Annotated in this window: 21 protein-coding genes; 12 read left to right on the top strand and 9 right to left on the bottom strand. The window is 71.7% G+C overall.

The window, feature by feature from the left end:
- Positions 1 to 106: 106 nt before the first annotated feature.
- The 5 genes from AB0B39_RS20065 to AB0B39_RS20045 all read right to left on the bottom strand — a co-directional run bounded on the left by AB0B39_RS20065 (position 107) and on the right by AB0B39_RS20045 (position 3,635).
- Entirely contained in the window at positions 107 to 427 is a 321-nt protein-coding gene (locus tag AB0B39_RS20065) for a DUF1416 domain-containing protein (protein WP_357494787.1), read from the bottom strand.
- Between the two features lie 6 nt (positions 428 to 433).
- The gene (locus tag AB0B39_RS20060) at positions 434 to 1,282 is read right to left on the bottom strand and encodes a sulfurtransferase (RefSeq protein ID WP_357494789.1); all 849 of its coding nucleotides are present in this window, start codon (positions 1,280 to 1,282) and stop codon (positions 434 to 436) included.
- Between the two features lie 209 nt (positions 1,283 to 1,491).
- Entirely contained in the window at positions 1,492 to 1,569 is a 78-nt protein-coding gene (locus AB0B39_RS20055) for an Ms5788A family Cys-rich leader peptide (protein WP_310503780.1), read from the bottom strand.
- A 116-nt stretch (positions 1,570 to 1,685) separates the two neighbouring features.
- On the bottom strand, positions 1,686 to 2,474 hold the full coding sequence (locus AB0B39_RS20050) for a DUF2993 domain-containing protein (protein ID WP_357575020.1): 789 nt from the start codon (positions 2,472 to 2,474) through the stop codon (positions 1,686 to 1,688).
- Between the two features lie 105 nt (positions 2,475 to 2,579).
- On the bottom strand, positions 2,580 to 3,635 hold the full coding sequence (locus AB0B39_RS20045; protein WP_357494793.1) for a hypothetical protein: 1,056 nt from the start codon (positions 3,633 to 3,635) through the stop codon (positions 2,580 to 2,582).
- Positions 3,636 to 3,876: 241 nt separating this feature from the next.
- Between AB0B39_RS20045 and AB0B39_RS20040 the strand changes: the two genes are divergently transcribed.
- The 10 genes from AB0B39_RS20040 (at position 3,877) to AB0B39_RS19995 (ending at position 14,512) form a co-directional block, all read left to right on the top strand.
- The gene (locus tag AB0B39_RS20040) at positions 3,877 to 4,596 is read left to right on the top strand and encodes a response regulator transcription factor (protein ID WP_179781168.1); all 720 of its coding nucleotides are present in this window, start codon (positions 3,877 to 3,879) and stop codon (positions 4,594 to 4,596) included.
- A 146-nt stretch (positions 4,597 to 4,742) separates the two neighbouring features.
- Positions 4,743 to 5,624 (top strand): polysaccharide deacetylase family protein, encoded by an 882-nt coding sequence (locus AB0B39_RS20035; RefSeq protein ID WP_234588344.1) that lies wholly within the window; start codon positions 4,743 to 4,745, stop codon positions 5,622 to 5,624.
- A gap of 63 nt (positions 5,625 to 5,687) precedes the next feature.
- On the top strand, positions 5,688 to 6,614 hold the full coding sequence (gene mshD, locus AB0B39_RS20030) for a mycothiol synthase (protein WP_357494796.1): 927 nt from the start codon (positions 5,688 to 5,690) through the stop codon (positions 6,612 to 6,614).
- A gap of 291 nt (positions 6,615 to 6,905) precedes the next feature.
- Entirely contained in the window at positions 6,906 to 8,012 is a 1,107-nt protein-coding gene (gene pstS, locus AB0B39_RS20025) for a phosphate ABC transporter substrate-binding protein PstS (protein ID WP_234588342.1), read from the top strand.
- Positions 8,013 to 8,051: 39 nt separating this feature from the next.
- Complete coding sequence (pstC, locus tag AB0B39_RS20020) at positions 8,052 to 9,143, top strand: phosphate ABC transporter permease subunit PstC (protein ID WP_357575019.1); 1,092 nt, start codon at positions 8,052 to 8,054, stop codon at positions 9,141 to 9,143.
- A complete protein-coding gene (gene pstA / locus AB0B39_RS20015) occupies positions 9,140 to 10,228 on the top strand; it encodes a phosphate ABC transporter permease PstA (protein WP_357494798.1) in 1,089 nt (362 codons plus the stop codon). Before pstC ends, pstA begins: the two co-directional genes overlap by 4 nt.
- Before the next feature lie 17 nt (positions 10,229 to 10,245).
- Entirely contained in the window at positions 10,246 to 11,022 is a 777-nt protein-coding gene (gene pstB / locus AB0B39_RS20010) for a phosphate ABC transporter ATP-binding protein PstB (protein WP_234588357.1), read from the top strand.
- Between the two features lie 106 nt (positions 11,023 to 11,128).
- Positions 11,129 to 12,232 carry a histidine kinase gene (locus AB0B39_RS20005; RefSeq protein ID WP_357575018.1) on the top strand — a complete coding sequence of 368 codons (1,104 nt, stop codon included), beginning with the start codon at positions 11,129 to 11,131 and terminating at the stop codon, positions 12,230 to 12,232.
- Positions 12,229 to 12,909, top strand: a complete 681-nt coding sequence (locus AB0B39_RS20000) for a response regulator transcription factor (RefSeq protein ID WP_357575017.1) — start codon at positions 12,229 to 12,231, stop codon at positions 12,907 to 12,909. Before AB0B39_RS20005 ends, AB0B39_RS20000 begins: the two co-directional genes overlap by 4 nt.
- A 73-nt stretch (positions 12,910 to 12,982) precedes the next feature.
- Positions 12,983 to 14,512 carry a tannase/feruloyl esterase family alpha/beta hydrolase gene (locus AB0B39_RS19995; protein WP_357575016.1) on the top strand — a complete coding sequence of 510 codons (1,530 nt, stop codon included), beginning with the start codon at positions 12,983 to 12,985 and terminating at the stop codon, positions 14,510 to 14,512.
- Positions 14,513 to 14,562: 50 nt separating this feature from the next.
- On the opposite strand, the gene AB0B39_RS19990 is transcribed toward AB0B39_RS19995, so the two are convergent.
- Positions 14,563 to 15,429 (bottom strand): NUDIX hydrolase, encoded by an 867-nt coding sequence (locus tag AB0B39_RS19990; protein WP_357575015.1) that lies wholly within the window; start codon positions 15,427 to 15,429, stop codon positions 14,563 to 14,565.
- 209 nt (positions 15,430 to 15,638) lie between these two features.
- On the opposite strand from AB0B39_RS19990, the gene AB0B39_RS19985 reads away from it, so the two are divergent.
- On the top strand, positions 15,639 to 16,607 hold the full coding sequence (locus tag AB0B39_RS19985) for a Gfo/Idh/MocA family oxidoreductase (protein ID WP_357575014.1): 969 nt from the start codon (positions 15,639 to 15,641) through the stop codon (positions 16,605 to 16,607).
- Positions 16,608 to 16,663: 56 nt separating this feature from the next.
- Here the strand turns inward: AB0B39_RS19985 and AB0B39_RS19980 are convergent, their stop codons facing one another.
- From AB0B39_RS19980 to AB0B39_RS19970, 3 genes are all read right to left on the bottom strand, one after another.
- The gene (locus tag AB0B39_RS19980) at positions 16,664 to 17,671 is read right to left on the bottom strand and encodes an inorganic phosphate transporter (RefSeq protein ID WP_234588328.1); all 1,008 of its coding nucleotides are present in this window, start codon (positions 17,669 to 17,671) and stop codon (positions 16,664 to 16,666) included.
- 4 nt (positions 17,672 to 17,675) lie between these two features.
- On the bottom strand, positions 17,676 to 18,302 hold the full coding sequence (locus AB0B39_RS19975; RefSeq protein WP_007465788.1) for a DUF47 family protein: 627 nt from the start codon (positions 18,300 to 18,302) through the stop codon (positions 17,676 to 17,678).
- Positions 18,303 to 18,429: 127 nt separating this feature from the next.
- Positions 18,430 to 19,380: a PPK2 family polyphosphate kinase gene (locus tag AB0B39_RS19970; protein ID WP_357494812.1), complete on the bottom strand. Its 951-nt coding sequence runs from the start codon at positions 19,378 to 19,380 to the stop codon at positions 18,430 to 18,432.
- Positions 19,381 to 19,570: 190 nt separating this feature from the next.
- Between AB0B39_RS19970 and sigJ the strand changes: the two genes are divergently transcribed.
- Positions 19,571 to 20,536 carry an RNA polymerase sigma factor SigJ gene (gene sigJ / locus AB0B39_RS19965; protein WP_357575013.1) on the top strand — a complete coding sequence of 322 codons (966 nt, stop codon included), beginning with the start codon at positions 19,571 to 19,573 and terminating at the stop codon, positions 20,534 to 20,536.
- Positions 20,537 to 20,540 lie beyond the last annotated feature (4 nt).

The raw sequence follows: 20,540 nt of genomic DNA, 5'->3' as shown, positions 1-20,540 counted from the left end.
CGGGGGGGGGGCCGGCCGCCGGCCCGCCCGCGGCCCCCCGCCGCCACGACGACCGGGGCCGGTCACCCTCTGCGGGTGACCGGCCCCGGTCGATCAGAGCGATGGGTCAGGCGACGGTGACGGCGACCTCGTTGATGCCCCGGCCGGCAGTGACGGCGGCGTCGCCGTTGCCATGCCGGGACAGCGCCCGCAGCGTCCAGGAACCGGGCGCGGCGAAGAACCGGAACTGGCCGGCCGCCGAGGTGACAACCTCGGCGGTGAACTCACCTGTCGAGTCGAGCAGCCGGACGTACGCGCCCGGCACGACCTCGTCCGCCGACGAGCGGACGACGCCGGTGATGACGGTTTCCTTCTCCAGGTCCAGGCTGGCCGGCAGCGGCGCGGCCTGGTCGGGTGCGGCGCAACCCGCGGCGGTGGGAGCAGTCATGGCGGATCAGGCCTCCCCGGGCTCGTCGCCGAGCGCGACAGGCACGCCGACGAGCGAGCCGTACTCGGTCCACGAACCGTCGTAGTTCTTCACGTTGCGGTGACCGAGCAGCTCCTGCAGCACGAACCAGGTGTGCGAGGAACGCTCGCCGATCCGGCAGTACGCGATGGTCTCCTTGCTGTCGTCCAGCCCCGCGTCGCCGTAGATCCTGCGCAGCTCGTCGTCGGAGCGGAAGGTGCCGTCCTCGTTGGCCGCCTTGGACCACGGGACGCTGATCGCGGTCGGGATGTGACCGGCCCGCTGCGCCTGCTCCTGCGGCAGGTGCGCGGGGGCGAGCAGCCGACCGGCGAACTCGTCGGGGCTGCGCACGTCGACCAGGTTCTTGGTGCCGATCGCGGCGACGACCTCGTCGCGGAAGGCCCGGATGGAGGTGTCCGGCTCCTGCGCGACGTACTGGGTCGCCGGGCGGGCCGCCGTCTCGGTGACCAGCGGGCGGGCGTCCAGCTCCCACTTCTTGCGACCGCCGTCGAGCAGCTTCACGTCGCGGTGGCCGTAGAGCTTGAAGTACCAGTAGGCGTACGCCGCGAACCAGTTGTTGTTGCCGCCGTACAGGATCACGGTGTCGTCGTTGCTGATGCCCCGCTCGGACAGCAGCGCCTCGAACTGGGTCTTGTTGACGAAGTCCCGGCGGACCTGGTCCTGGAGGTCGGTCTTCCAGTCGATCTTGATGGCGCCGGCGATGTGGCCGGTCTCGTAGGCCGAGGTGTCCTCGTCGACCTCGACGAAGACGACGCCCGGGGCGTCGAGGTTCTTCTCGGCCCACTCGGCCGATACGAGTGCGGTGTCGCGACTCATCGAATCACTCCCTGGTGAGGATGGATGGTGAGCCAACGCGCGAATATCGATGGGTTGAACTGTCGCACCGCGCGCGGGACCCAGCGGAAGGACGGGATCACGGGTTCGTGCGACGGCGCCGCTGCCGGGCGTTCGGTGGGATCACCGGAAAGGGTCGAGGACCCTGCGTGCCGGTGGCCGCCGTCAGGCGGCCGAAAACAGCCCCGCCGTCAGATGACAGGGCGACACAGGCAGGTGGCCACGCGGCACAGGTCGACCGCGCGCCGTTTGGTGAGGTGGGTCCCCATGAGCACGGAGCCTACCAGCCAGTGACCGGGCTGCCACTGGACCGACCACCATCCGGGATCGTCCGGGCTGCGGGGCAGCTGAAGCGTCCCAGCGGCCCGGACGATTGAGGCGCGACTCAGCCGGCGGAGTTGATCGGCACGTTCTTCGCGTCGGCGGTGACCGCCAGCCCTTCGGGCAACGGCCGGACCTCCCGGACCGCGAGCTGGAACGGCAGCTCGGGCAGCGGCACGTCGATGGAGATCCCCTGGGCGTACCGGTTCAGGGCCAGCCGGGCCAGCGGCAGGTTCGGCAGGCCCGCGGCGTCCAGGTTGTTGAAGCGCAGGGCCACCTTGCCGTTCTCGGCGACGGTGACGTCGGCGGTGCCGGCGACGGTGAACTTCTGACCGAGGATGTCGACCGGGGCGGTGACGGCGAGCTTGCCGCCCTGCTCGCCGAGCTTGAGCCCGGGTCGGTTCAGCAGCGCGGCGAGGCTCTCGTAGCTGATCGTGCCGGTGCCGTTGACCGTGTCGGCGACGATGTCGCCCTGCCCGGTCCGCAGCGTGTCGATCGAGGCACGCACGTTGCGGGCGTCCACATCCAGCACCGGCAGCCGTACGGCGTCACCCTCGACCGACGCCTGCACGTCCCGCAGGGTGATGGAGATCCGCTCGTACCGCCCGTCCAGCACCTGGGTGAGGAACGGCGTCCCGCCGACCTCGACGTCGGGCTTGGCCGACTGCGCCCCCTGCTTGCTGACCTCCTGGCTGACCCGCTCGGCGATGAGCCGCTCGGCCACGCCGACCGCCACACGGTCGGCGACCACCAGCAGACCCCCCACCACCAGGAGCAGGACGACCAGGCCGATGAGCAGCTTGCGACCGCGCCGTCGGGGCCGGGCTTCGCCAGCCGGATACTCCTGGGCCACGCCGCCTCCTGTCTCCGCCCGCCGCTGATCGGCGGGACGTCCGAACCGGTGCCGCAGCGCGGCGCACCCGTAGGTACCCGACCGGCACCGGCCTCAACCGTGGGCTCAGAGGAACAGCATGCACATGGCGTACGCGGCGGGTGCGGCCAGGGCGAATCCGCCGAGCGGACCCTGCATGTGCCGGGCGACCCACATGGTGGGCGGTTCGCCGGCCATCAGGCGGCCCGCCTCCGCGTACCCCACGGCGAGATCGGAGAGGACTGCGGTGACGGCCGCGACCAGGCCGATCACCGCGGCCCGGGTCGGCGTGAAGGGGGTCACCAGATAGCTGCCGAGGAGCGCGCTGCCCAGCGTGCCCACCATCGCGCCGGCGACGACGCCTGCCGCGCCCCGGGGCACCTGCGGGGCCAGCCGGGGCCACGGCAGCACCGCGTCGGTGAGCCGGGCGACGGTCAGCGCGACCCCGCTCGCGGTCAGGCAGACCGTGATCGCCTGGGTGCCGGCCGGGATGCGGCTGAGCACGATCAGGGTGCCGAAGGCCACGACCCCGACCACGATGAGCAGGGTGGCGCCGAGGGAGTCGGTGACCCGGACCCGGTCGACGCGGCGGACCAGCTGGCCGAGCACGGCGGCGAGGAAGCCGCCGACGGCCAGGTAGCCCAGCGGCGCCAGACCGGCGACGTCACTCTGGACGGCGGCGATGTCGGCGGCCGCGGCGACCGCGGCGCTGATCCCGCCGACCAGCAGCAGCGCGGGTGGGCGCATGGCCATCGTCCAGGCGAGCACGAACAGCAGTTGGACGCCGAAGACGATGAACGCGAACGGCAGGCGGTGACCCGGCCCGGACGTCTGCGCGCCGAGCACCAGACCCACCCCGAGCAGCGCGGCGAAGCCGGCGATGGTCAGGGCCAGCGGCCGGTGCACCTCGACCGGAGCGACCGGCTCCTCCTCCGGCTCGTCGACCTCGTCCTCGGAACGACGGGCCGGCTCCCCGGCGCGGCGGGCCCGGCGCGGCCCACCCCGCCCACGGCGTTCGCCTTCGGCGACGGCCGGTCCGGTGCGCGGCGCGGGCGGATGGCCACGGGTCGGAGCGGCCGGACCCGGGCGGGGACCGTCGGACCACGATTCGCGGCCGGCGTCGGACGAGGTGGAGGGAAACACGCCCCGATCGTGCCAGATGGGCTGCCCGCCGCGCCGGTCACGGGTTTCCGCAACGTTAAAACCTGCGCCACGATCAGGGGCAAGCTAGACAAACGGGAAATGACCTCAAGGCGCAGCCGAGGCGATCGGTTACGCTCAACGCGTTACCCGCCCGTCAGCGACGCCGGGACCACGCTATTTCTCAGCGCACTCTGCCACGAGTGTGTCTGGTCGCGTGCGGCGTTGCGCCGCCGGGACGGAGGTGATCGTGGAGATCCTGCTGCTGGTGACCGCGCGCGCAGGGGAACCGTCGGCTGTGCTGCCGGCGCTCGACCTGCTGCCACACTCGGTTCGCACCGCGCCGCGCGACGTCCGCACCCTGGTTGCCGGGCCCAGCCCCGACGCGGTGCTGGTGGACGCCCGGTCGGAGTTGAGCGAGGCCCGAGCGACCTGTCGGATGCTGCACGCGACCGGGCTCGGGGTGCCACTGGTCGCGGTGGTGACCGAGGCCGGCCTGATCGCGCTGAACGCGGACTGGGGCGTCGACGACGTCATCCTCGCGTCGGCCGGTCCCGCCGAGGTCGAGGCTCGACTGCGGCTCGCGGTCGGCCGCCTGAGCAACGCGACCGCCGGTGCCGGCGGCTCGATCCGGGCCGGCGAGTTGACCATCGACCCCGACACGTACGCCGCCAAGCTGAAGGGTCGCCCGCTCGACCTCACCTACAAGGAGTTCGAGCTGCTGAAGTTCCTCGCCCAGCACCCGGGCCGCGTGTTCACCCGCGACCAGCTGTTGCGCGAGGTCTGGGGCTACGACTACTTCGGCGGCACCCGGACGGTGGACGTGCACGTCCGGCGGCTGCGCGCCAAGCTCGGCTCGGAGTACGAGTCGATGATCGGCACGGTCCGCCAGGTGGGTTACAAGTTCGTCGTCCCGCCGTCGCGTTCCCTGCCCGAGGCGGAGCACGCGCCGCTGCCCGTCTAGCCAGCCAGGGCGATTTCCCATATGCCCCTTTTGCGCGGCTCGCCGGTCATATTCTGACTGCCGGGTTTGTCGGAAAAGGGGGCGACGGTGCGGGCAGGTAGCACGGGGGCGAGGGGCCGGCGCGTCCGGCCAGCCGGGCGGAAGCCGTGACGCGGGTCAGCTCGACCGCGCGCGCGGCAGTGATCGTGACGGTGGTGGTGGTCGCGCTGCTCGGCTCGGCGTACGTGCTGGGCCGCAGTCTCGTCCCCGACCAGACCCAGCGACACGCCACAGGTGTCACCACCGAGGGCGACGGCACGCACTACGCCGACCAGCCTCCCGAGAAGCCCTCGACCGGCACCCCGACGGGCAGCCCGACCGCGAGCCAGAGCGCCGGCCCGACCGAGGCCGGCCAGGACGGCTCGGGGCAGAACGCCAGCGGCGACAAGCTGTTCGGCGCCCACACCGACACCGGCAACGCCCGACTCGCGCTGACCTTCGACGACGGGCCGGACCCGCGCTACACCCCGCAGGTCCTCGCGATCCTGCGCGAGTACGACGTCAAGGCCACCTTCTGCGTGGTGGGCGAGAACGCGCAGGATCATCCCGACCTCGTCCAGGCGATCGTCGCCGACGGCCACACCCTGTGCAATCACTCCTGGCACCACGACGTCACCCTGGGCAACAAGTCCGCCGACCAGATCCGCGCCGACCTGGTCCGCACCAACGAGGCGATCCGAGCGGCGGTCCCGGACGCCCCGATCGTCTGGTACCGCCAACCCGGCGGCGCCTGGACGTACCCGGTGGTGTCGGTGTCCCAGCAGCTCGGCATGACCCCGCTGCACTGGTCGGTGGACCCGTCGGACTGGCAGGCCCCGGGTGCCAGCAAGATCGCCGCGACCGTGCTCTCGCAGGTGGAACCGGGTGCCGTGGTCCTCATGCACGATGCCGGCGGCGACCGGCAGGGCACCGTCGACGCGCTGCGCCGGATTCTGCCCGCACTCAGCTCGCGTTACGAGTTGGAGGCACTGCCCACCGACCCGACGTGAGCCACTTCCCCCTACTCGGGCGAGAGTCCGGGACGCACCGGACGCAGCGGCTACGGTGATCCAATGAGCAGTGCGGAGCCGACCAGCGACCAGGTGACCCGGACCGACCGACTGGCCCCGACGGAGATCGCCGACGTGCTGGCCCTGGCGCGCACGGCGGGCGACACCGACGGCGCGGACCCGCTCGACGAACACGTCCTGCTCCGCCTGCGCGATCCGCAGGCGCCGGCCGTACACCTGCTGGCCCGCGCCGATGACGGCACCCTCACCGGGTACGCCCACCTCGACACCACCGACCCGGTGGGCGGGATCGGGGTGGAGCTGGTGGTGCACCCCGCGTACCGGCGGCGGGGCACGGGCCGGGCGCTGGCCCGGGGCGTGCTCGCCTCGGCCACCGGGCCACTGCGGGCGTGGGCGCACGGCGACCACCCGTCGGCGGCGGCGCTCGCCGTGGACCTCGGGTTCAGCCGGGCGCGCGTGCTCTGGCAGCTACGCCGGCCGTTGGCCGCCCCGCTGGGCGAGCCGCGTCTGCCCGACGGGGTGACGCTGCGTGCGTTCCGCCCCGGTGCCGACGACGCGGCCTGGCTGGCCCTGAACGCGCGGGCCTTCGCCGAGCATCCCGAGCAGGGGCGGTGGACCTCGGACGACCTGCGGGTCCGCCTCGCCGAGCCGTGGTTCGACCCGGCCGGTTTCCTGCTCGCCGAGGAGACCTCGACCGGTCGGCTGCTGGGCTTCCACTGGACGAAGGTGCACGAGCGGCCCGGGTCGGCCCGCATCGGCGAGGTGTACGTGCTCGGCGTGGAGCCGACCGCGCACGGTGGCGGGCTCGGTCGGGCGCTGACCACCGCGGGGCTCGCGTACCTGCGGGACAAGCGGGGCCTGGACCGGGTGATGCTCTTCGTGGACGACTCGAACACCGGGGCGGTAGCGCTCTACGAGCGGTTGGGCTTCGCCCGCTGGTCCGCGCACATCAACTACCACCTGGGCTGACCGTCGGCCGTCGGGCCGAGCGAGTCACCGGCGGGTAACGGCCGAGCGTCGGCGGGATAACGTTGAACCGGATATATACCCATACTTCCGACAGGTGTATCCCGGTTCACTTAACGGACAACTCACCCTCAGCAAGCGGTCACCTCGGGGGCCGTACGTGTTCACCTTGCGTTCACTTGCGACCGGCGAACCGGCTACCTGGCACTTCTAACTTTCGTGTCAGCCGGTCAAAGCCGGTCCTCGGGCCCCGGGATCGGGGCGCCAAGTCAGACGCGAAGGGAAACCCCTCAGGTGAAGCTCCAGCGGTACGGCGCTATTGCCGGCCTCGCTCTTGCCGCGACGCTCGGTCTCAGCGCATGCGGCTCGGACAACAACGAGCCCGCCTCCGGCGCAACTGCCGCGGGCTCGGCCGCCGCGGTCGACTGCGCTACCGGCACGCTGAACGCCCAGGGCTCGTCGGCGCAGAAGAACGCCATGGCCGAGTGGATCAAGGCGTACCAGCAGAAGTGCGCTGGCACCACGATCAACTACGAGGCTTCCGGCTCGGGCGCCGGCATCCAGGCGTTCATCGCCGGGACCGCCGACTTCGCCGGCTCCGACTCCGCGCTCAAGCCGGAGGAGCAGCCGCAGGCCGACGCCAAGTGCGCCGGCGGCAAGGCCATCCACCTGCCGATGGTGATCGGCCCGGTGGCCGTCGCCTACAACGTCAGCGGCGTGGACAACCTCCAGCTCAAGCCGGCCACCCTGGCGAAGATCTTCGCCGGCAAGGTCACCAAGTGGGACGACGCGGCGATCAAGGCCGACAACCCGGACGCCAAGCTCCCGGCGACCACCATCCAGACCGTCCACCGCTCGGACGAGTCGGGCACCACCGACAACTTCACCAAGTTCCTCTCGAAGACCTCCGAGGCGGACTGGACGCTGGGCAACGCCAAGGCCTGGAAGGCCCCGGGCGGCACCGGCGCCAAGGGTTCGGACGGCGTGGCCAGCTCGGTCAAGGGTGCCGACGGCTCCATCGGCTACATGGAGTGGTCGTTCGCCGAGAACGCCGGCCTGAACATGGCCAAGATCGGCAACGGTAACGGCGAGTTCGCCGCGCTGACCGCCGAGGCCGCTGGCAAGACCATCGCCGGCGCCAAGATCGATGGCCAGGGCGACGACCTCAAGCTGTCGATCGACTACAACACCAAGGAGGCCGGGGCCTACCCGATCGTCCTGGCGACGTACGAGATCGTCTGCAGCAAGGGCCTCGCGGCCGACAAGCTGGCACTGGTCAAGGGTCTGCTGGGCTACGCCGCCAGCGCCGAGGGCCAGAACTCGCTGACCGACCTCGGCTACGCCCCGCTGCCGGAGACGGTCCGCACCAAGGTCGAGACCGCGGTCAAGAACCTCTCCTGACCCGACCCCACCACCTCCGCAACCGAATCGAGCGAGCAGATGGGTGAATCCCCTCACCGCTCGGCCGACGCCGGCACCGGCGGGACGCGCGTGACCCAGAGTCACGAGTGGCCCGCCGGTGCCTCGGCGCGTGTGGCCGAGGCACCAGTCAGCACCCGTTCCCCGGGCGGCGACGGACTGGGCGGCGGCGGCGCACTGCCGCGCAGCCGCAAGTTCGGCGCCGAGCGGGCCTTCCGCGGTCTCACACTGGCCGCCGGCACCGCCGTTCTGGTCATCATCGCCGCCATCGCGATCTTCCTGATCGCCAAGGCGGTGCCGGCCCTGCGCGCCAACACCGAGAACTTCTGGTCCTACGAGGGCTGGTCCCCCAACGAGACGCAGCCGAAGTTCGGCATCGGCACACTCGCCTTCGGCACCGTGCTCAGCGCGGCGCTGGCGCTGCTCATGGCGGTGCCGGTGGCGCTGGGGATCGCGCTCTACCTCTCGCACTACGCACCTCGCCGGCTTGGCACAGCTCTCGGCTTCCTGGTCGACCTCCTCGCCGCCGTGCCGAGCGTGGTCTTCGGCCTCTGGGGGCGGGACATCTTCATCAACCCGGTCCGGGACTTCTCCGTCTGGCTGAACGAGTACTTCGGCTGGCTCCCGATCTTCGGCGGCGACGGCCCGTTCGGTAAGTCGATCATGCTGGGTGCCCTGGTACTCGCGATCATGGTGTTGCCGATCATCACCTCGCTCTCGCGCGAGGTGTTCCTCCAGACGCCGACCGCCAACGAGGAGGCCGCCCTCGCCCTGGGCGCCACCCGCTGGGAGATGCTCCGCACCGCGGTGCTCCCCTACGGCCGCCCCGGCATCATCGCCGCGGTGATGCTCGGCCTCGGCCGGGCGCTCGGCGAGACCATCGCCCTGGCGCTGACCCTCGGCATCACCTTCGGCATCTCGTTCAACCTGATCCAGAACGGCGGCAACACCATCGCCGCCAACATCGCCAACGCGTTCGGCGAGGCGAACGAGACCGGCCGGGGCGCGCTCATCGCCTCCGGCCTGGTGCTGTTCACCATCACGCTGATCGTCAACATCACGGCGCGGGCGATCATCTACCGCCGCCGGGAGTTCACGGAGTCGGCCGCATGACCACAACCGTCACCTCCCACCGCACCCGCCCGCCGGCCCAGCCGTCCTCGCTGCGGGCCCGGCGGCTGCCCGGGTACGCCGCCCCGGCCATCGCCGTGGCAGCCCTGGCGCTCTCCGCCGTGATCGTCTACGGCACCGACATCGGCGGCCCGGTCCTCGTGGTCGTCCTCGGCGCGATCCTCTACCTGGCCGGGCTCTTCGCCGCCGCCAACGCGGTCGAGGGGCGCCGGTCGGCCCGCAACCGCACCTGGAGCGCACTGATCCACTCCGCCTTCGTGCTGGCGGTGCTGCCGCTCGTCTCGGTGGTCTGGACGCTGGTCAGCAAGGGCGCCGAGCGGTTCGACGCCAACTTCTTCCAGACCTCGATGAACAACATCGGCGCCCGGGACCCGAACGGCGGCGCGTACCACGCGATCGTCGGCACGCTGGAGCAGGTCGGGATCGCCACCCTGATCACCGTCCCGCTCGGCGTCCTCTGCGCGATCTACATCGTCGAGTACGGGCGGGGCAAGTTCGCCTTCGCGATCCGATTCTTCGTGGACGTGATGACCGGCATCCCGTCGATCGTCTCCGGCCTCTTCGTGCTGGCGTTCTGGGTGCTGGTCGTGTCGCCGTGGTTCAACGACGGACGGCCGAGCTTCTCCGGCTTCGCCGCCGCGCTCGCGCTGAGCGTGCTCATGCTGCCCACCATCGTCCGGTCCACCGAGGAGATGCTCCGCCTCGTCCCGGCGCCACTGCGCGAGGGCGCGTACGCGCTCGGCATCCCCAAGTGGAAGACCATCCTGCGGGTGGTGGTGCCGACGGCGCTGCCCGGCATCGTCACCGGCGTCATGCTCGCCATCGCCCGCGCGGCCGGCGAGACCGCGCCGGTGCTCCTGGTCGCCGGCGGTGGCGCCGCCATCAACACCAACCCCTTCGAGAACAACCAGTCGTCGCTGTCCCTCTTCGTCTACCAGCAGGCCGGTGACGCGTCGAAGTACGCGCCGGCACGGGCGTGGACGGCGGCACTCACCCTGGTCGCCCTCGTGCTCATCCTGACGATCGCGGCGAAACTGCTGGCCCGTCGCAACAGGCTCAGCCGATGAACCCCGGAGGTACCACCATGGCCAAGCGCGTCTCCGCCTCGAACGTCACCGCCTACTACGGCGGGTTCAAGGCGATCGAGAACATCAACCTGACTGTCGAGCCGAAGACCGTCACCGCTCTCATCGGGCCGTCCGGCTGCGGCAAGTCGACCTTCCTGCGGTCGATCAACCGGATGCACGAGGTGCTGCCGGGCGCCCGGGTCGAGGGCAGCCTGACCATCGACGACCAGGACATCTACCACCGGGACGTGGACGTCACCGCGGTCCGGCGCACCATCGGCATGGTCTTCCAGCGGCCGAACCCGTTCCCCACCATGAGCATCTTCGAGAACGTGGTGGCCGGGCTGAAGCTCAACGGCGTGCGACGCAAGTCGATCCTGGACGAGGCGGCCGAGAAGGCGCTGCGCTCGGCGAACCTGTGGGACGAGGTCAAGGACCGGCTGGGCAAGCCCGGCGCGGGCCTCTCCGGCGGTCAGCAGCAGCGGCTCTGCATCGCCCGGACCATCGCTGTCGAGCCGCAGGTCGTGCTGATGGACGAGCCCTGCTCGGCCCTGGACCCGATCTCCACGCTGGCCATCGAGGACCTGATGTTCCAGCTCAAGGACAAGTTCACGATCATCATCGTGACGCACAACATGCAGCAGGCCGCCCGTGTGTCGGACCGGACCGCCTTCTTCTCCATCGAGAAGACCGGCGACCCGGGCCGTCTCATCGAGTACGACAACACCCAGAAGATCTTTAGCAACCCGAGCGTCAAGAAGACCGAGGACTACATCACCGGCCGCTTCGGCTGAACCTTCCTCTTCCCGTGCGCGACGCAGGCGGTCCGTCTCCGGACGGGCCGCTTCGTCGTTCCCACGGCCGATGACCGCCGATCCGTGAGCTGCCTACGATCATCGGGTGCGTTCACCCGGCAGGCTCCTGCGCGGATGCCGGCCCGACGTGCGGGTCGCCGTCGGCCTGTTCGTCGTGCTCGCGGCGCTGATCCTGGTCACGCCGAACGGTCCACACCACGTGCTCGGCTACGCCGCCGCCCTCGCGTTGGCGGCGGTGCAGGCCAGCACCATCGCGGTGCTGCGCCGCCAGCCGGAGGGCGCGATGGCGGTGGCCGTCCTCGCCGGGATCGGCATCGAGGCGCTCAGTCCGGCCATCGGCTGGCTCGGCCAGGTCGCCGCGGTGCTGGCCGGGTACGCGCGCCGGAGGCCACCGTCGCGGTCGCTGTGGGTGCTCGGCCTGCTGCTGGCCGGCACGCCCTGGAAGCTGGCGTACGGCGACTGGCGCAACGTGCTGCTCGCGATCGCCGGCCCGGCGCTCGGCTGGACCCTCGGTGAGCTGGGCCGGACCCGCGCGCTGCGCCGGCAGGACTCCGAGCGGCGCATCGTCACCCAGGAACGCGAACGGATCGCCCGCGAACTGCACGACGTGCTGGTCCACACGGTGTCGGTGATCGTCGTGCAGGCCGGCGCCGCGCAGGACGTCTTCGAGCGCCGACCCGACCTGGCCCGCACGGCGCTCGCCTCGATCGACCTGGCGGCCCGTTCCACCCTGGCCGAACTGCGGGTGCTGTTGCAGACGATGAGCGCCGACGCCGAGCCCGACTCGGCCACCCCGCAGCCCGGCCTGGCGCAACTGGACACGCTGGCCGCGTCGCTGGGTGCCACTGGCCTCACCGTCGAGCTGGACCGGGAGCCAGCCAGGTCACCGTTGCCGGCGGCGGTGGACCTCTCGTCGTACCGGATCGTCCAGGAGTCGCTGACCAACACGCTGCGGCACAGCCAGGCCACGACGGCCCGGGTGCTGGTGCGGTGCTCGCCCCGGTCGGTGCGGCTGGAGATCCGTGACGACGGCCCGGCCCGTCCGAGCGGCCGGGTCGACCGTTCCGCGCACCGGGGGATCGTGGGGATGCAGGAACGGGCCCGGTTGTTGGGCGGGACGCTGGACGCCGGACCGGTGCCCGGGGGCGGCTTTCGGGTACGGGCGGACCTGCCGCTCACCTCGCCATGACGGCGGCGGCCATCCGGGTGTTGATCGCCGACGATCAGGCCCTGGTGCGCGCCGGGTTCGCGATGATCATCGAGAGCCGCGAGGACCTCGAGGTGGTCGGCGAGGCGGGCGACGGCCTGGAGGCTGTCGAGCTGGCCGGGCGTCTGCGACCGGACGTGATCCTGATGGACGTACGGATGCCCCGGCTGGACGGCATCGAGGCGACCCGCCGGCTGGTCGCCGCCGGCCAGGCGGCGAGGATCATCATGCTGACCACGTTCGACCTGGACGAGCCGGTGTTCTCGGCGCTGCGGGCCGGCGCCAGCGGCTTCCTGCTCAAGGACATCCGGCCCGACGAGCTGGCCAGTGCGGTACGGGTGGTGGCGCGCGGTGAGGCGCTGCTCGCGCCGACAGTCACCCGGCGGCTGCTCGACAGGTTCGCCAGCGAACTGCCCGGCGGCACTCCCCCACCGGCGCTCGACGCGCTCAGCGCCCGGGAGATCGAGGTGCTCACGCTTGTCGCGCGGGCGCTCTCCAACGACGAGATCGCGGAGCGCCTGGTCCTCAGCCGGGCCACCGTGAAGACCCACCTGTCGGCGATCCTGCTCAAGCTCGGTCTGCGTGACCGGGTGCAGGCGGCCGTGCTCGCCTACGAGTGCGGCCTGGTGCGGCCGGGCACCGCTCCGCCCCGGGGATGACCGCGAGTCCCGTCCCGGGACTGATCCGGCAGGCCCGCCAGCCTGCCTAATCTCCCTCCAAAGAGGAGGGAACATGATCCGGACTGTGCTGGCACTGCTGACCGTCGTACCCCTGATCGTCACGCCGGTATCCGCCACCGACCCGCCTGCCGACAGGTGCGCGGGGTTGGCGCGTGCACGGATCCCGCAGGTGTCGGTGACGTCGGCGGAGCGCGACACCAATGCCGAGGGCCAGGAATTCTGCCTGGTGCAGGGGGTGATCCGGCCGCAGACACGGTTCACCGTCAAGCTCCCCGTCTCCGGCTGGACGGGGCAGTACGTGCAGCAGGGCTGTAGCGGGTTGTGCGGCACGGTGCCCGACCTGACCCTGCCGCTCTTCGGGTTCCAGTGCGCTGCCGCGCGGGACGGCAGGCTGGTGCTGGCCTCCGACGACACGGGGCACACCGGCGACCCGCAGACCACCGAGCCGGCGACCTGGGGCGCCGACCCGCGGGCGCGACTGGAGTTCGGGCTGCTGTCCGAGCACCGGCTGCGGCGGGTGGCGGACGCGGTGATGGTCGCGTACTACGGGCACGGGCCGACGTACCGGTACTTCGACGGCTGCTCGACCGGCGGCCGGCAGGGCCTGATGCTGGCGCAGCGGTTCCCGTCCGACTTCGACGGCATCCTGGCCGGCGCACCGGTACACAACCTGGCGCCGCTGGCGCTGCTCAACGCCTGGGTGGTGCTGCGCAACACCGACGCGTCGGGCCGGCAGATCCTCGGCCCGGAAAAGATCCCCGCGCTGCACGAGGCGGTTGTTCGACAGTGCGGCTCGGTCATCGAGGACCCCCGGCGGTGCGGGTTCCAGCCGTCGTCGCTGCGCTGCCCGCGCGGCACGGACCGGCCCGACTGCCTCACGCCCGCCCAGGTGGCTGCAGTTGTGGCGTTCTACCGCGGCCCGAACGGCCTCTACCCGGGCGGCATGCCGTACGGATCTGAGCTGGGCTGGATCGACGAGTTCGTGGTGCGCTCCGGCGCCCCGGTGGACGGCAACACCGCGAGGATCGCGCTCAACTACCTGAGGTACCTCGCGTACCCGCAGAACCCACCGGCCGACTTCCAGCTGACCGATGTGCGGTTCACCCGGGCCACCTTCGAGCGGCTGAACGTGCTGGGGGACGCCATCTACAACGCCACCGACGCGGATCTGTCCGCGTTCCGCGACCAGGGCGGCAAGCTGATCCTCTACCACGGCTGGGCGGACCCGTCCGTCCCCCCGTTCTCGACCGTCGACTACTACGCGGCGGTGCAGCGCCGCGGCGGCAGCGAGGCGTTCACGCGGCTGTACCTGGTGCCGGCCGGCTACCACTGCCTGTTCGGGCCGGAGCCGACCGAGCACCCGTCGGAGGTCGGCATCCCGGAGTTCCTGCAGCCGCTGATGGACTGGGTCGAGCGCGACGTCGCTCCGGGCGACATCGACGTCCTCACCTACGCGCCCAACGAGGAGGCGGACCAGCAGTTCGTCCGCTTCCTCACGGTGGCGCCGTTCGACGCGCTGGCACCGGCGCACGCCGCTCCGGGCAGCCTCAACGCCGACTACCGCTACGTCGGGCACTACTGACCGACCGGCGGTCCGCCGTACCCCAGGGATACGGCGGGCCGCCGGCCGAGTCAGCCGAGCACGAAGCGGGGCTCGCCGTCGGCCGGGAGGTCCAGGCGCGGAGTGATCGGCGTGGCGGCGTCCCGGTCGGCCGCCGCCCGCGCCACCCCGGCCAGGTCGCCGGCCGCCGCCACCTGGGCCAGCGTGACCACCGTCGGCGGCAGCATGGTCAGCTCGCCCGCCTCGGCGCGGGCCAGCGCGTCCGCCGGACGGATCCAGAGGGTGTGGTCGGCCTCGCCGGAGACGTCGCGGGTCCGCTGCCCCGCCGGCAACAGAGCGACGAAGAAGTACGTGTCGAAGCGGCGCGGCTCGAACTCCGGGGTGATCCAGCGGCTCCACGGCAGCAGCAGATCCGACCGCAGCGTGAGCTGACGGTCGGCGAGCAGCGCCGCGAAGCCCAGCCGACGCCCCTCCAGGTCCTGCCGGGCCGCCTCCCAGTCGTCACTGCTGACGTCACCCACCACCGTCGGATGCGCCTCGGCGGGGAGCCCACCGGCGGCGGCCGGGGCCGGGCCGGCGAGCAGGACGCCCGCCTCCTCGAAGACCTCCCGGGCGGCGGCGCAGACGATCGCCTGGGCGGCGTCCGGGGCCACCCCGAGCCGGTCCGCCCACTCGGTCGGCGTCGGGCCGGCCCAGTCCACGTGCGCCTCCGAGTCGGAGCGGTCGACCCCGCCGCCGGGGAAGGCGTACATCCCGCCGAAGGTCATCGCGGCGACGCGGCGGATGACGTACACCTCGAAGTCGGTGTCGGTCGGACGCAGCAGCAGCACGGTGGCGGCGACGCGCGGCGTCGCCGGGGTGCCGCCCTCGGCCCGGAACCGGCGGGCGTGCTCGACCAGGGCGGCGGGCGCGATGAAGCCGTCACTGTCGATCGTCATGCCGCGAGCCTAGTTCGCCGCCACACCGCGCTGCCGGGCCGCCGCTGACCCATGCTCAGCTCAGCCCCTTTGCTCTGCTTCAGCGGAGGCGACAGAAACGGCCCGTCGGTGTTGCCTGGGCTGAAGCAGAGCAAAGGGGGAACCCGGGGGGTGGCCGGGGCAGCGAGGGGCGGCGTTCGCCCCGCCGGCACAGGGGTTAGCGTTCCGGCATGACTCGTTGGGGCATCCTGGCCACCGGCCACATCGCCAGCCGTTTCGCCGAAGACCTCCGGCTGGTGCCGGACGCCGAACTGGTCGCGGTCGGCTCCCGCTCCGCCGACAGCGCGCAGCGGTTCGCCGACACGTACGGCGCGAAGCGCGCATACGGCTCCTGGGTGGAGCTGGCCGCCGATCCGGAGGTCGACGTGATCTACGTGGCGACCCCGCACGCCGCGCACCACGAGGCGGCGCTGACCTGCCTGACCGCCGGCCGGGCGGTGCTGCTGGAGAAGCCGTTCACCCTCGAACTGGCCACCAGCACCGAGCTGGTGGAAACCGCGCGCGCCGCGGGGGTCTTCCTGATGGAGGCCATGTGGATGAGGACGAACCCGCTCATCCTCCGCGCGGTCCAGCTGATCGCCGAGGGCGCGATCGGCACGGTGCGCAACGTCCGGGCCGACTTCGGGGTGGCCGGGCCGTTCCCGCCGGAGCACCGGATGCGCAACCCGGCGCTGGGTGGGGGCGCCCTGCTCGACCTGGGGATCTACCCGATCAGCCTCGCGCACCTGCTGCTGGGCGTGCCGCAGCACATCCGCTCCTGGGCGCACCTGGGCCCGGAGGGGACCGACGAGAACACCGGCATCCTGTTCGGCTACGACAGCGGGGCGGTGGCGACGCTGAGCTGCGGCATGGTCGGGGCGAGCTCGTTGGCTGCCTCGATCACCGGCAGCGCGGGCCGCATCGACCTGCCGGAGCCGTTCTTCCGGCCGGCTTCGCTGACCCTGCACCGGGACGGCTTCGAGCCCGAGACGATCTCCGGTGCGGAGGTCGGCAACGGCTACCAGTACGAGGCGATCGAGGTCCAGCGGTGCCTGGCCGCCGGGCTGACCGAGAGTCCGCTGGTGCCGCACACCACGACGCTCGAGGTGATGACCCTGCTGGACACGGTGCGCGAGCAGATCGGCGTGCGGTACGTCTGAACGGCGAAGGGCCCCTCGTCACGGTGAGACCGTGACGAGGGGCCCTTTCCCGAAGGTCAGCCGAAGATCGGCCGGACCAGCAGGTAGGTGAGGCAGGCGATAAGCGCCGCCGCCGGGAACGTGATGATCCAGGCGATCACGATGTTGCCGGCGACGTTCCAGCGGACCGCGGAGAGGCGCTTGGTCGCGCCCACACCCATGATCGCCGAGGTGATCGTGTGGGTCGTGGAGATCGGCGCCTTCAGCACCAGGGCGTTGAAGTAGAGCACCGCGCTGGCCACCGTCTCGGCGGCGAAGCCCTCCGGAGGCCCGAGATCGATGATCTTGCGGCCGAGGGTGCGGATGATCCGCCAGCCGCCCGAGTAGGTGCCGAGCGCCAGCATCGTCGCGGAGGTCCAGAAGACCCAGCCCGGGATGTGCGTCTTGTCGCTCTGGAAGTCACCGGTGTAGAGCGCCAGCACGATGATGCCCATGGTCTTCGCCGCGTCCTGCATGCCGTGGCCGACGGACATGGCCGCCGCCGAGAGGGTCTGTGCCCAGCGGAAACCGCGGTTGAGCTTGCCCGGCTGCCCCTTACGGAACAGCCAGAGGATGGCCAGCATCAGCAGGTAACCCAGGGTCAGGCCGACGATCGGCGACAGCACCATCGGCAGGAGGACCTTCTCGCCGATGGTGGCCCACTGCACCACTCCGCCGGCGGACAGCAGGGTCGCGCCGACCAGGCCACCGAACAGGGCGTGCGAGGACGACGACGGCAGGCCGAAGTACCAGGTGACCAGGTTCCAGGCGATGGCGCCGAGCACACCGGCGAAGACCACGCCGAGGCTGCTCACGCCGGGCGGGAGCGTGACCAGGCCGTCGCCGACGGTCTTGGCCACCCCGGCGCCGAAGTGCGCGCCGACGAAGTTGCCGACCGCGGCCAGCAGCAGGGCGAGCCGGGGTGTCAGCGCACGGGTGGAGACGCTTGTGGCGATTGCGTTCGCCGCGTCGTGGAAGCCGTTCGTGTAGTCGAACGCCATGGCGGCGACGATCACCGCCAGCACGGCGATGAGTTCGGGAGTCACCGGCTCAGGACTCCTTGACCGCGATGGTCTCGACCGTGTTGGCCACGTGCTCGAAGGCGTCGCAGGCGGCCTCCAGCTCGTCGGCGACCTCCTTCATCTTCAGCACCGTCAACGCGTCGTACTCACCTGAGAAGAGGCGGACGAGCAGCTGCCGGTTGATCCGGTCGCCCTCGTTCTCCAGCCGGTTGCACTCGATCCAGTAGTCCTCGAGATCCTTCATCGACTGCAGCCGGGGCATCGCCTCGGCCGTCAGCTTGGCCTGCTGGTCGAGCACGTTGACCATCTCGTGCAGCTCCCGCGGCAGCGCTGGCAGCTCGGTCAGCCCGTACAGGTACAGCAGGTCGCCGACCGCCTCCAGGTGGTCCATCACGTCGTCGAGCAGCGAGCCGAGCCGGTAGATGTCCTCCCGGTCGAACGGCGTGATGAAGGTCGAGTTGATCTTCTTGTAGAGATCGTGCGTGATCTGGTCGCTGTCGTGCTCGACCTCGGTCAGCCGCTCGCTGACCGACTGCACGTCGACACCGGGCAGAGCCAGCTCGTTCAACAACGCGGTGCCCCGGACCAGGTTCTGCGCGGCCCTGGTGAAGAGCTCGTAGAAGGCGCCCTCGGTGGGGCGGAAGGAAAACTTCACAGCACAGACCTCGTCGCGTCGGTGGAAGGGTGGCGGCGTCCGAAGGCGTCCGCTCGGTGAATGCTAGAAAACGCCAGAACCGCAACTTCGCCGGCCCACCCCTGGCCAGGCCACATTCACCGCTCGTTCACCTGCTGTTCATCTCGGGCGTCCCAACCGTCCCCGCACCCCCAGCGGCCAACCGCTCGCGCTCGCGCGCCACGTCGAAATCGGCAGGCGGATACCCCAGATCGAGCGTGTCGAACGTCTCCCGCAGCAGGTGGGCGACCGCCCAGTCCCGATACCACTTGCGGTCCGCCGGCACCACGAACCACGGCGCGGCGTCCGTGCCGCACCGGCTCAGCGCCTCGGCGTACGCGGCCTGGTAGTCGTCCCACTGCGCGCGGGAGTCGACGTCCGACGGGTTGTACTTCCAGTGCTTGTGCGGATCGGTGAGCCGTTCCAGCAGCCGCTCGCCCTGCTCGGCGTACGAGATGTGCAGCATCACCTTCACGACTGTCACCCCGTCGTCGACGAGCTCCCGCTCGAAGGCGTTGATCTGGTCGTAGCGGGCCCGCCAGATCGGCTCCGGCACCAACGACCCGACCCGGGCGATCAACACGTCCTCGTAGTGTGAGCGGTTGAACATCCCCACGTACCCGGGCGGCGGCAGCGCGCGGCGGATCCGCCACAGGAAGTCGTGCCGCAGCTCCTGCGGCGTCGGCGGACCGAACGAGCGGATGTGCAGACCCAGGGGGTTCATCGCGCCGGCGACCCGCTTGATCGTGCCGTCCTTGCCACCGCAGTCCATCGCCTGGAGCACCAGCAGCACCCGGTGCGCCGGCCGGGCCGACTCCGCCTTGGCCATCGCGAACAGCATCTCCTGCTGCCGGCCCAACTCCTCGCCGACCAGCTCCACCTGGGCACGGGCCCAGGTCTTGCGGTGCTCGCCGATGACGTCCGGCGGCGGCAGGCCGGGCGTGGACCGGGGATCGATGGCGGCGAGATCCACCGGCGCGGTCACCCGCAACAGGTCCCGCACCGACCCGCCGTCCGGCGCCACGACAGCTCCGCTCTGCCCTTGCCGGGGTTCGCTCATCCTCGGATCATCGCCCACCCGCCGGCCATCCGCGCGTCGAGGCCCGCCGACGGCAGCCGCCGACGCCCCCTATCGCGTCGAGGCCGCTCGATGCGCCACCGGCCCGCCGTCACGTCCGGGGCCGCCGGCGCGTCCGGTTGGTTGCAGGATGTACGCCAGGCACGTGGCGCTCGGGGGAGGGTGGTGGGTCGTGCGGGACCTGGCGACGGAGTTCGAGGCCGAGCGGGGCCGGCTGCTCGCGGTGGCCCACCGGATGCTGGGCAGCCGCAGCGAGGCCGAGGACGCGGTGCAGGAGACCTGGCTGCGCTACGCCGGGGCGCTCGCCGACCCGGCCGCCCGCGCCGAGATCCGCGATCTCTCCGCCTGGTTGACCACCACCTGCGCCCGGCTCTGCCTGGACGTGCTGCGCTCGGCGCGGGTCCGCCGCGAGGCGTACCCCGGGCAGTGGCTCCCGGAACCGGTCGTGAGCCCGCTGGACGGCGGGCCGCCCACCGGCGGGTACGCCCCCGACCCCGCCGAACACGCCGTCCGCAGCGACCAGGTCGGCACGGCGCTGCGGGTGCTGCTGGAACGCCTCGCGCCCGAACAGCGGCTCGCGTTCGTGCTGCACGACGTGTTCGCGGTGCCGTTCGCGCGGGTGGCGGACGTCCTCGGCACCAGCGAGGTGGCCGCCCGGCAGCTCGCCTCCCGGGCCCGCCGGGCCGTCGCCGCGCCGGACGCGCCCCGGCACACCGCCGACCCGGCCGAGCAGCGACGCGTCCTCGCGGCGTTCGTGGCCGCCACCGAGTCCGGCGAGCTGGATCCGCTGCTGCGGGTGCTCGCGCCGGACGTGGTCCTGATCGGCGACTCGGGCGGGCACTTCCCCACGGCCCGCCGGCCGGTGGTCGGCGCGGACACGGTGAGCCGCTTCACGCTCGGCCTGTTCGGCCGGACCGGGCGGTACGCGCGACGGATGCGGTCCCGCCCGGTGCTCGTCGACGGCGTCCTCGGCCTGCTGCTGGAGACGGCCCACAGCGACGGGCGGCCGATCCGGCTGGTCACCGCGTTCTCGGTCGACGACGGCCGGATCACCGGCATCTTCAATCAGCTCAACCCGGAGAAGCTGGCCGGCCTGCCGCCGCTGGGCGACGACGACACGTGGCCGCCGCGCTGGTGAGCCC

The organism is Micromonospora sp. NPDC049114 (assembly GCF_040648635.1).
In the GTDB taxonomy this organism is placed as follows: domain Bacteria; phylum Actinomycetota; class Actinomycetes; order Mycobacteriales; family Micromonosporaceae; genus Micromonospora.
Note: the sequence above shows the minus strand (reverse complement) of the source record. Positions and strands in the feature narration are given on the sequence as shown.

What these genes read in the sequence shown, in the direction of transcription:
- AB0B39_RS20060 (WP_357494789.1), bottom strand. Translation starts at nt 1,282, where the DNA reads ATGAGTCGCGACACCGCACTCGTATCGGCCGAGTGGGCCGAGAAGAAC.
- AB0B39_RS19995 (WP_357575016.1), top strand. Translation starts at nt 12,983, where the DNA reads ATGATCCGGACTGTGCTGGCACTGCTGACCGTCGTACCCCTGATCGTC.
- pstC (WP_357575019.1), top strand. Translation starts at nt 8,052, where the DNA reads ATGGGTGAATCCCCTCACCGCTCGGCCGACGCCGGCACCGGCGGGACG.
- AB0B39_RS19985 (WP_357575014.1), top strand. Translation starts at nt 15,639, where the DNA reads ATGACTCGTTGGGGCATCCTGGCCACCGGCCACATCGCCAGCCGTTTC.
- AB0B39_RS20055 (WP_310503780.1), bottom strand. Translation starts at nt 1,569, where the DNA reads ATGGGGACCCACCTCACCAAACGGCGCGCGGTCGACCTGTGCCGCGTG.
- AB0B39_RS20065 (WP_357494787.1), bottom strand. Translation starts at nt 427, where the DNA reads ATGACTGCTCCCACCGCCGCGGGTTGCGCCGCACCCGACCAGGCCGCG.
- mshD (WP_357494796.1), top strand. Translation starts at nt 5,688, where the DNA reads ATGAGCAGTGCGGAGCCGACCAGCGACCAGGTGACCCGGACCGACCGA.
- AB0B39_RS20000 (WP_357575017.1), top strand. Translation starts at nt 12,229, where the DNA reads ATGACGGCGGCGGCCATCCGGGTGTTGATCGCCGACGATCAGGCCCTG.
- AB0B39_RS19990 (WP_357575015.1), bottom strand. Translation starts at nt 15,429, where the DNA reads ATGACGATCGACAGTGACGGCTTCATCGCGCCCGCCGCCCTGGTCGAG.
- pstB (WP_234588357.1), top strand. Translation starts at nt 10,246, where the DNA reads ATGGCCAAGCGCGTCTCCGCCTCGAACGTCACCGCCTACTACGGCGGG.
- AB0B39_RS19970 (WP_357494812.1), bottom strand. Translation starts at nt 19,380, where the DNA reads ATGAGCGAACCCCGGCAAGGGCAGAGCGGAGCTGTCGTGGCGCCGGAC.
- pstA (WP_357494798.1), top strand. Translation starts at nt 9,140, where the DNA reads ATGACCACAACCGTCACCTCCCACCGCACCCGCCCGCCGGCCCAGCCG.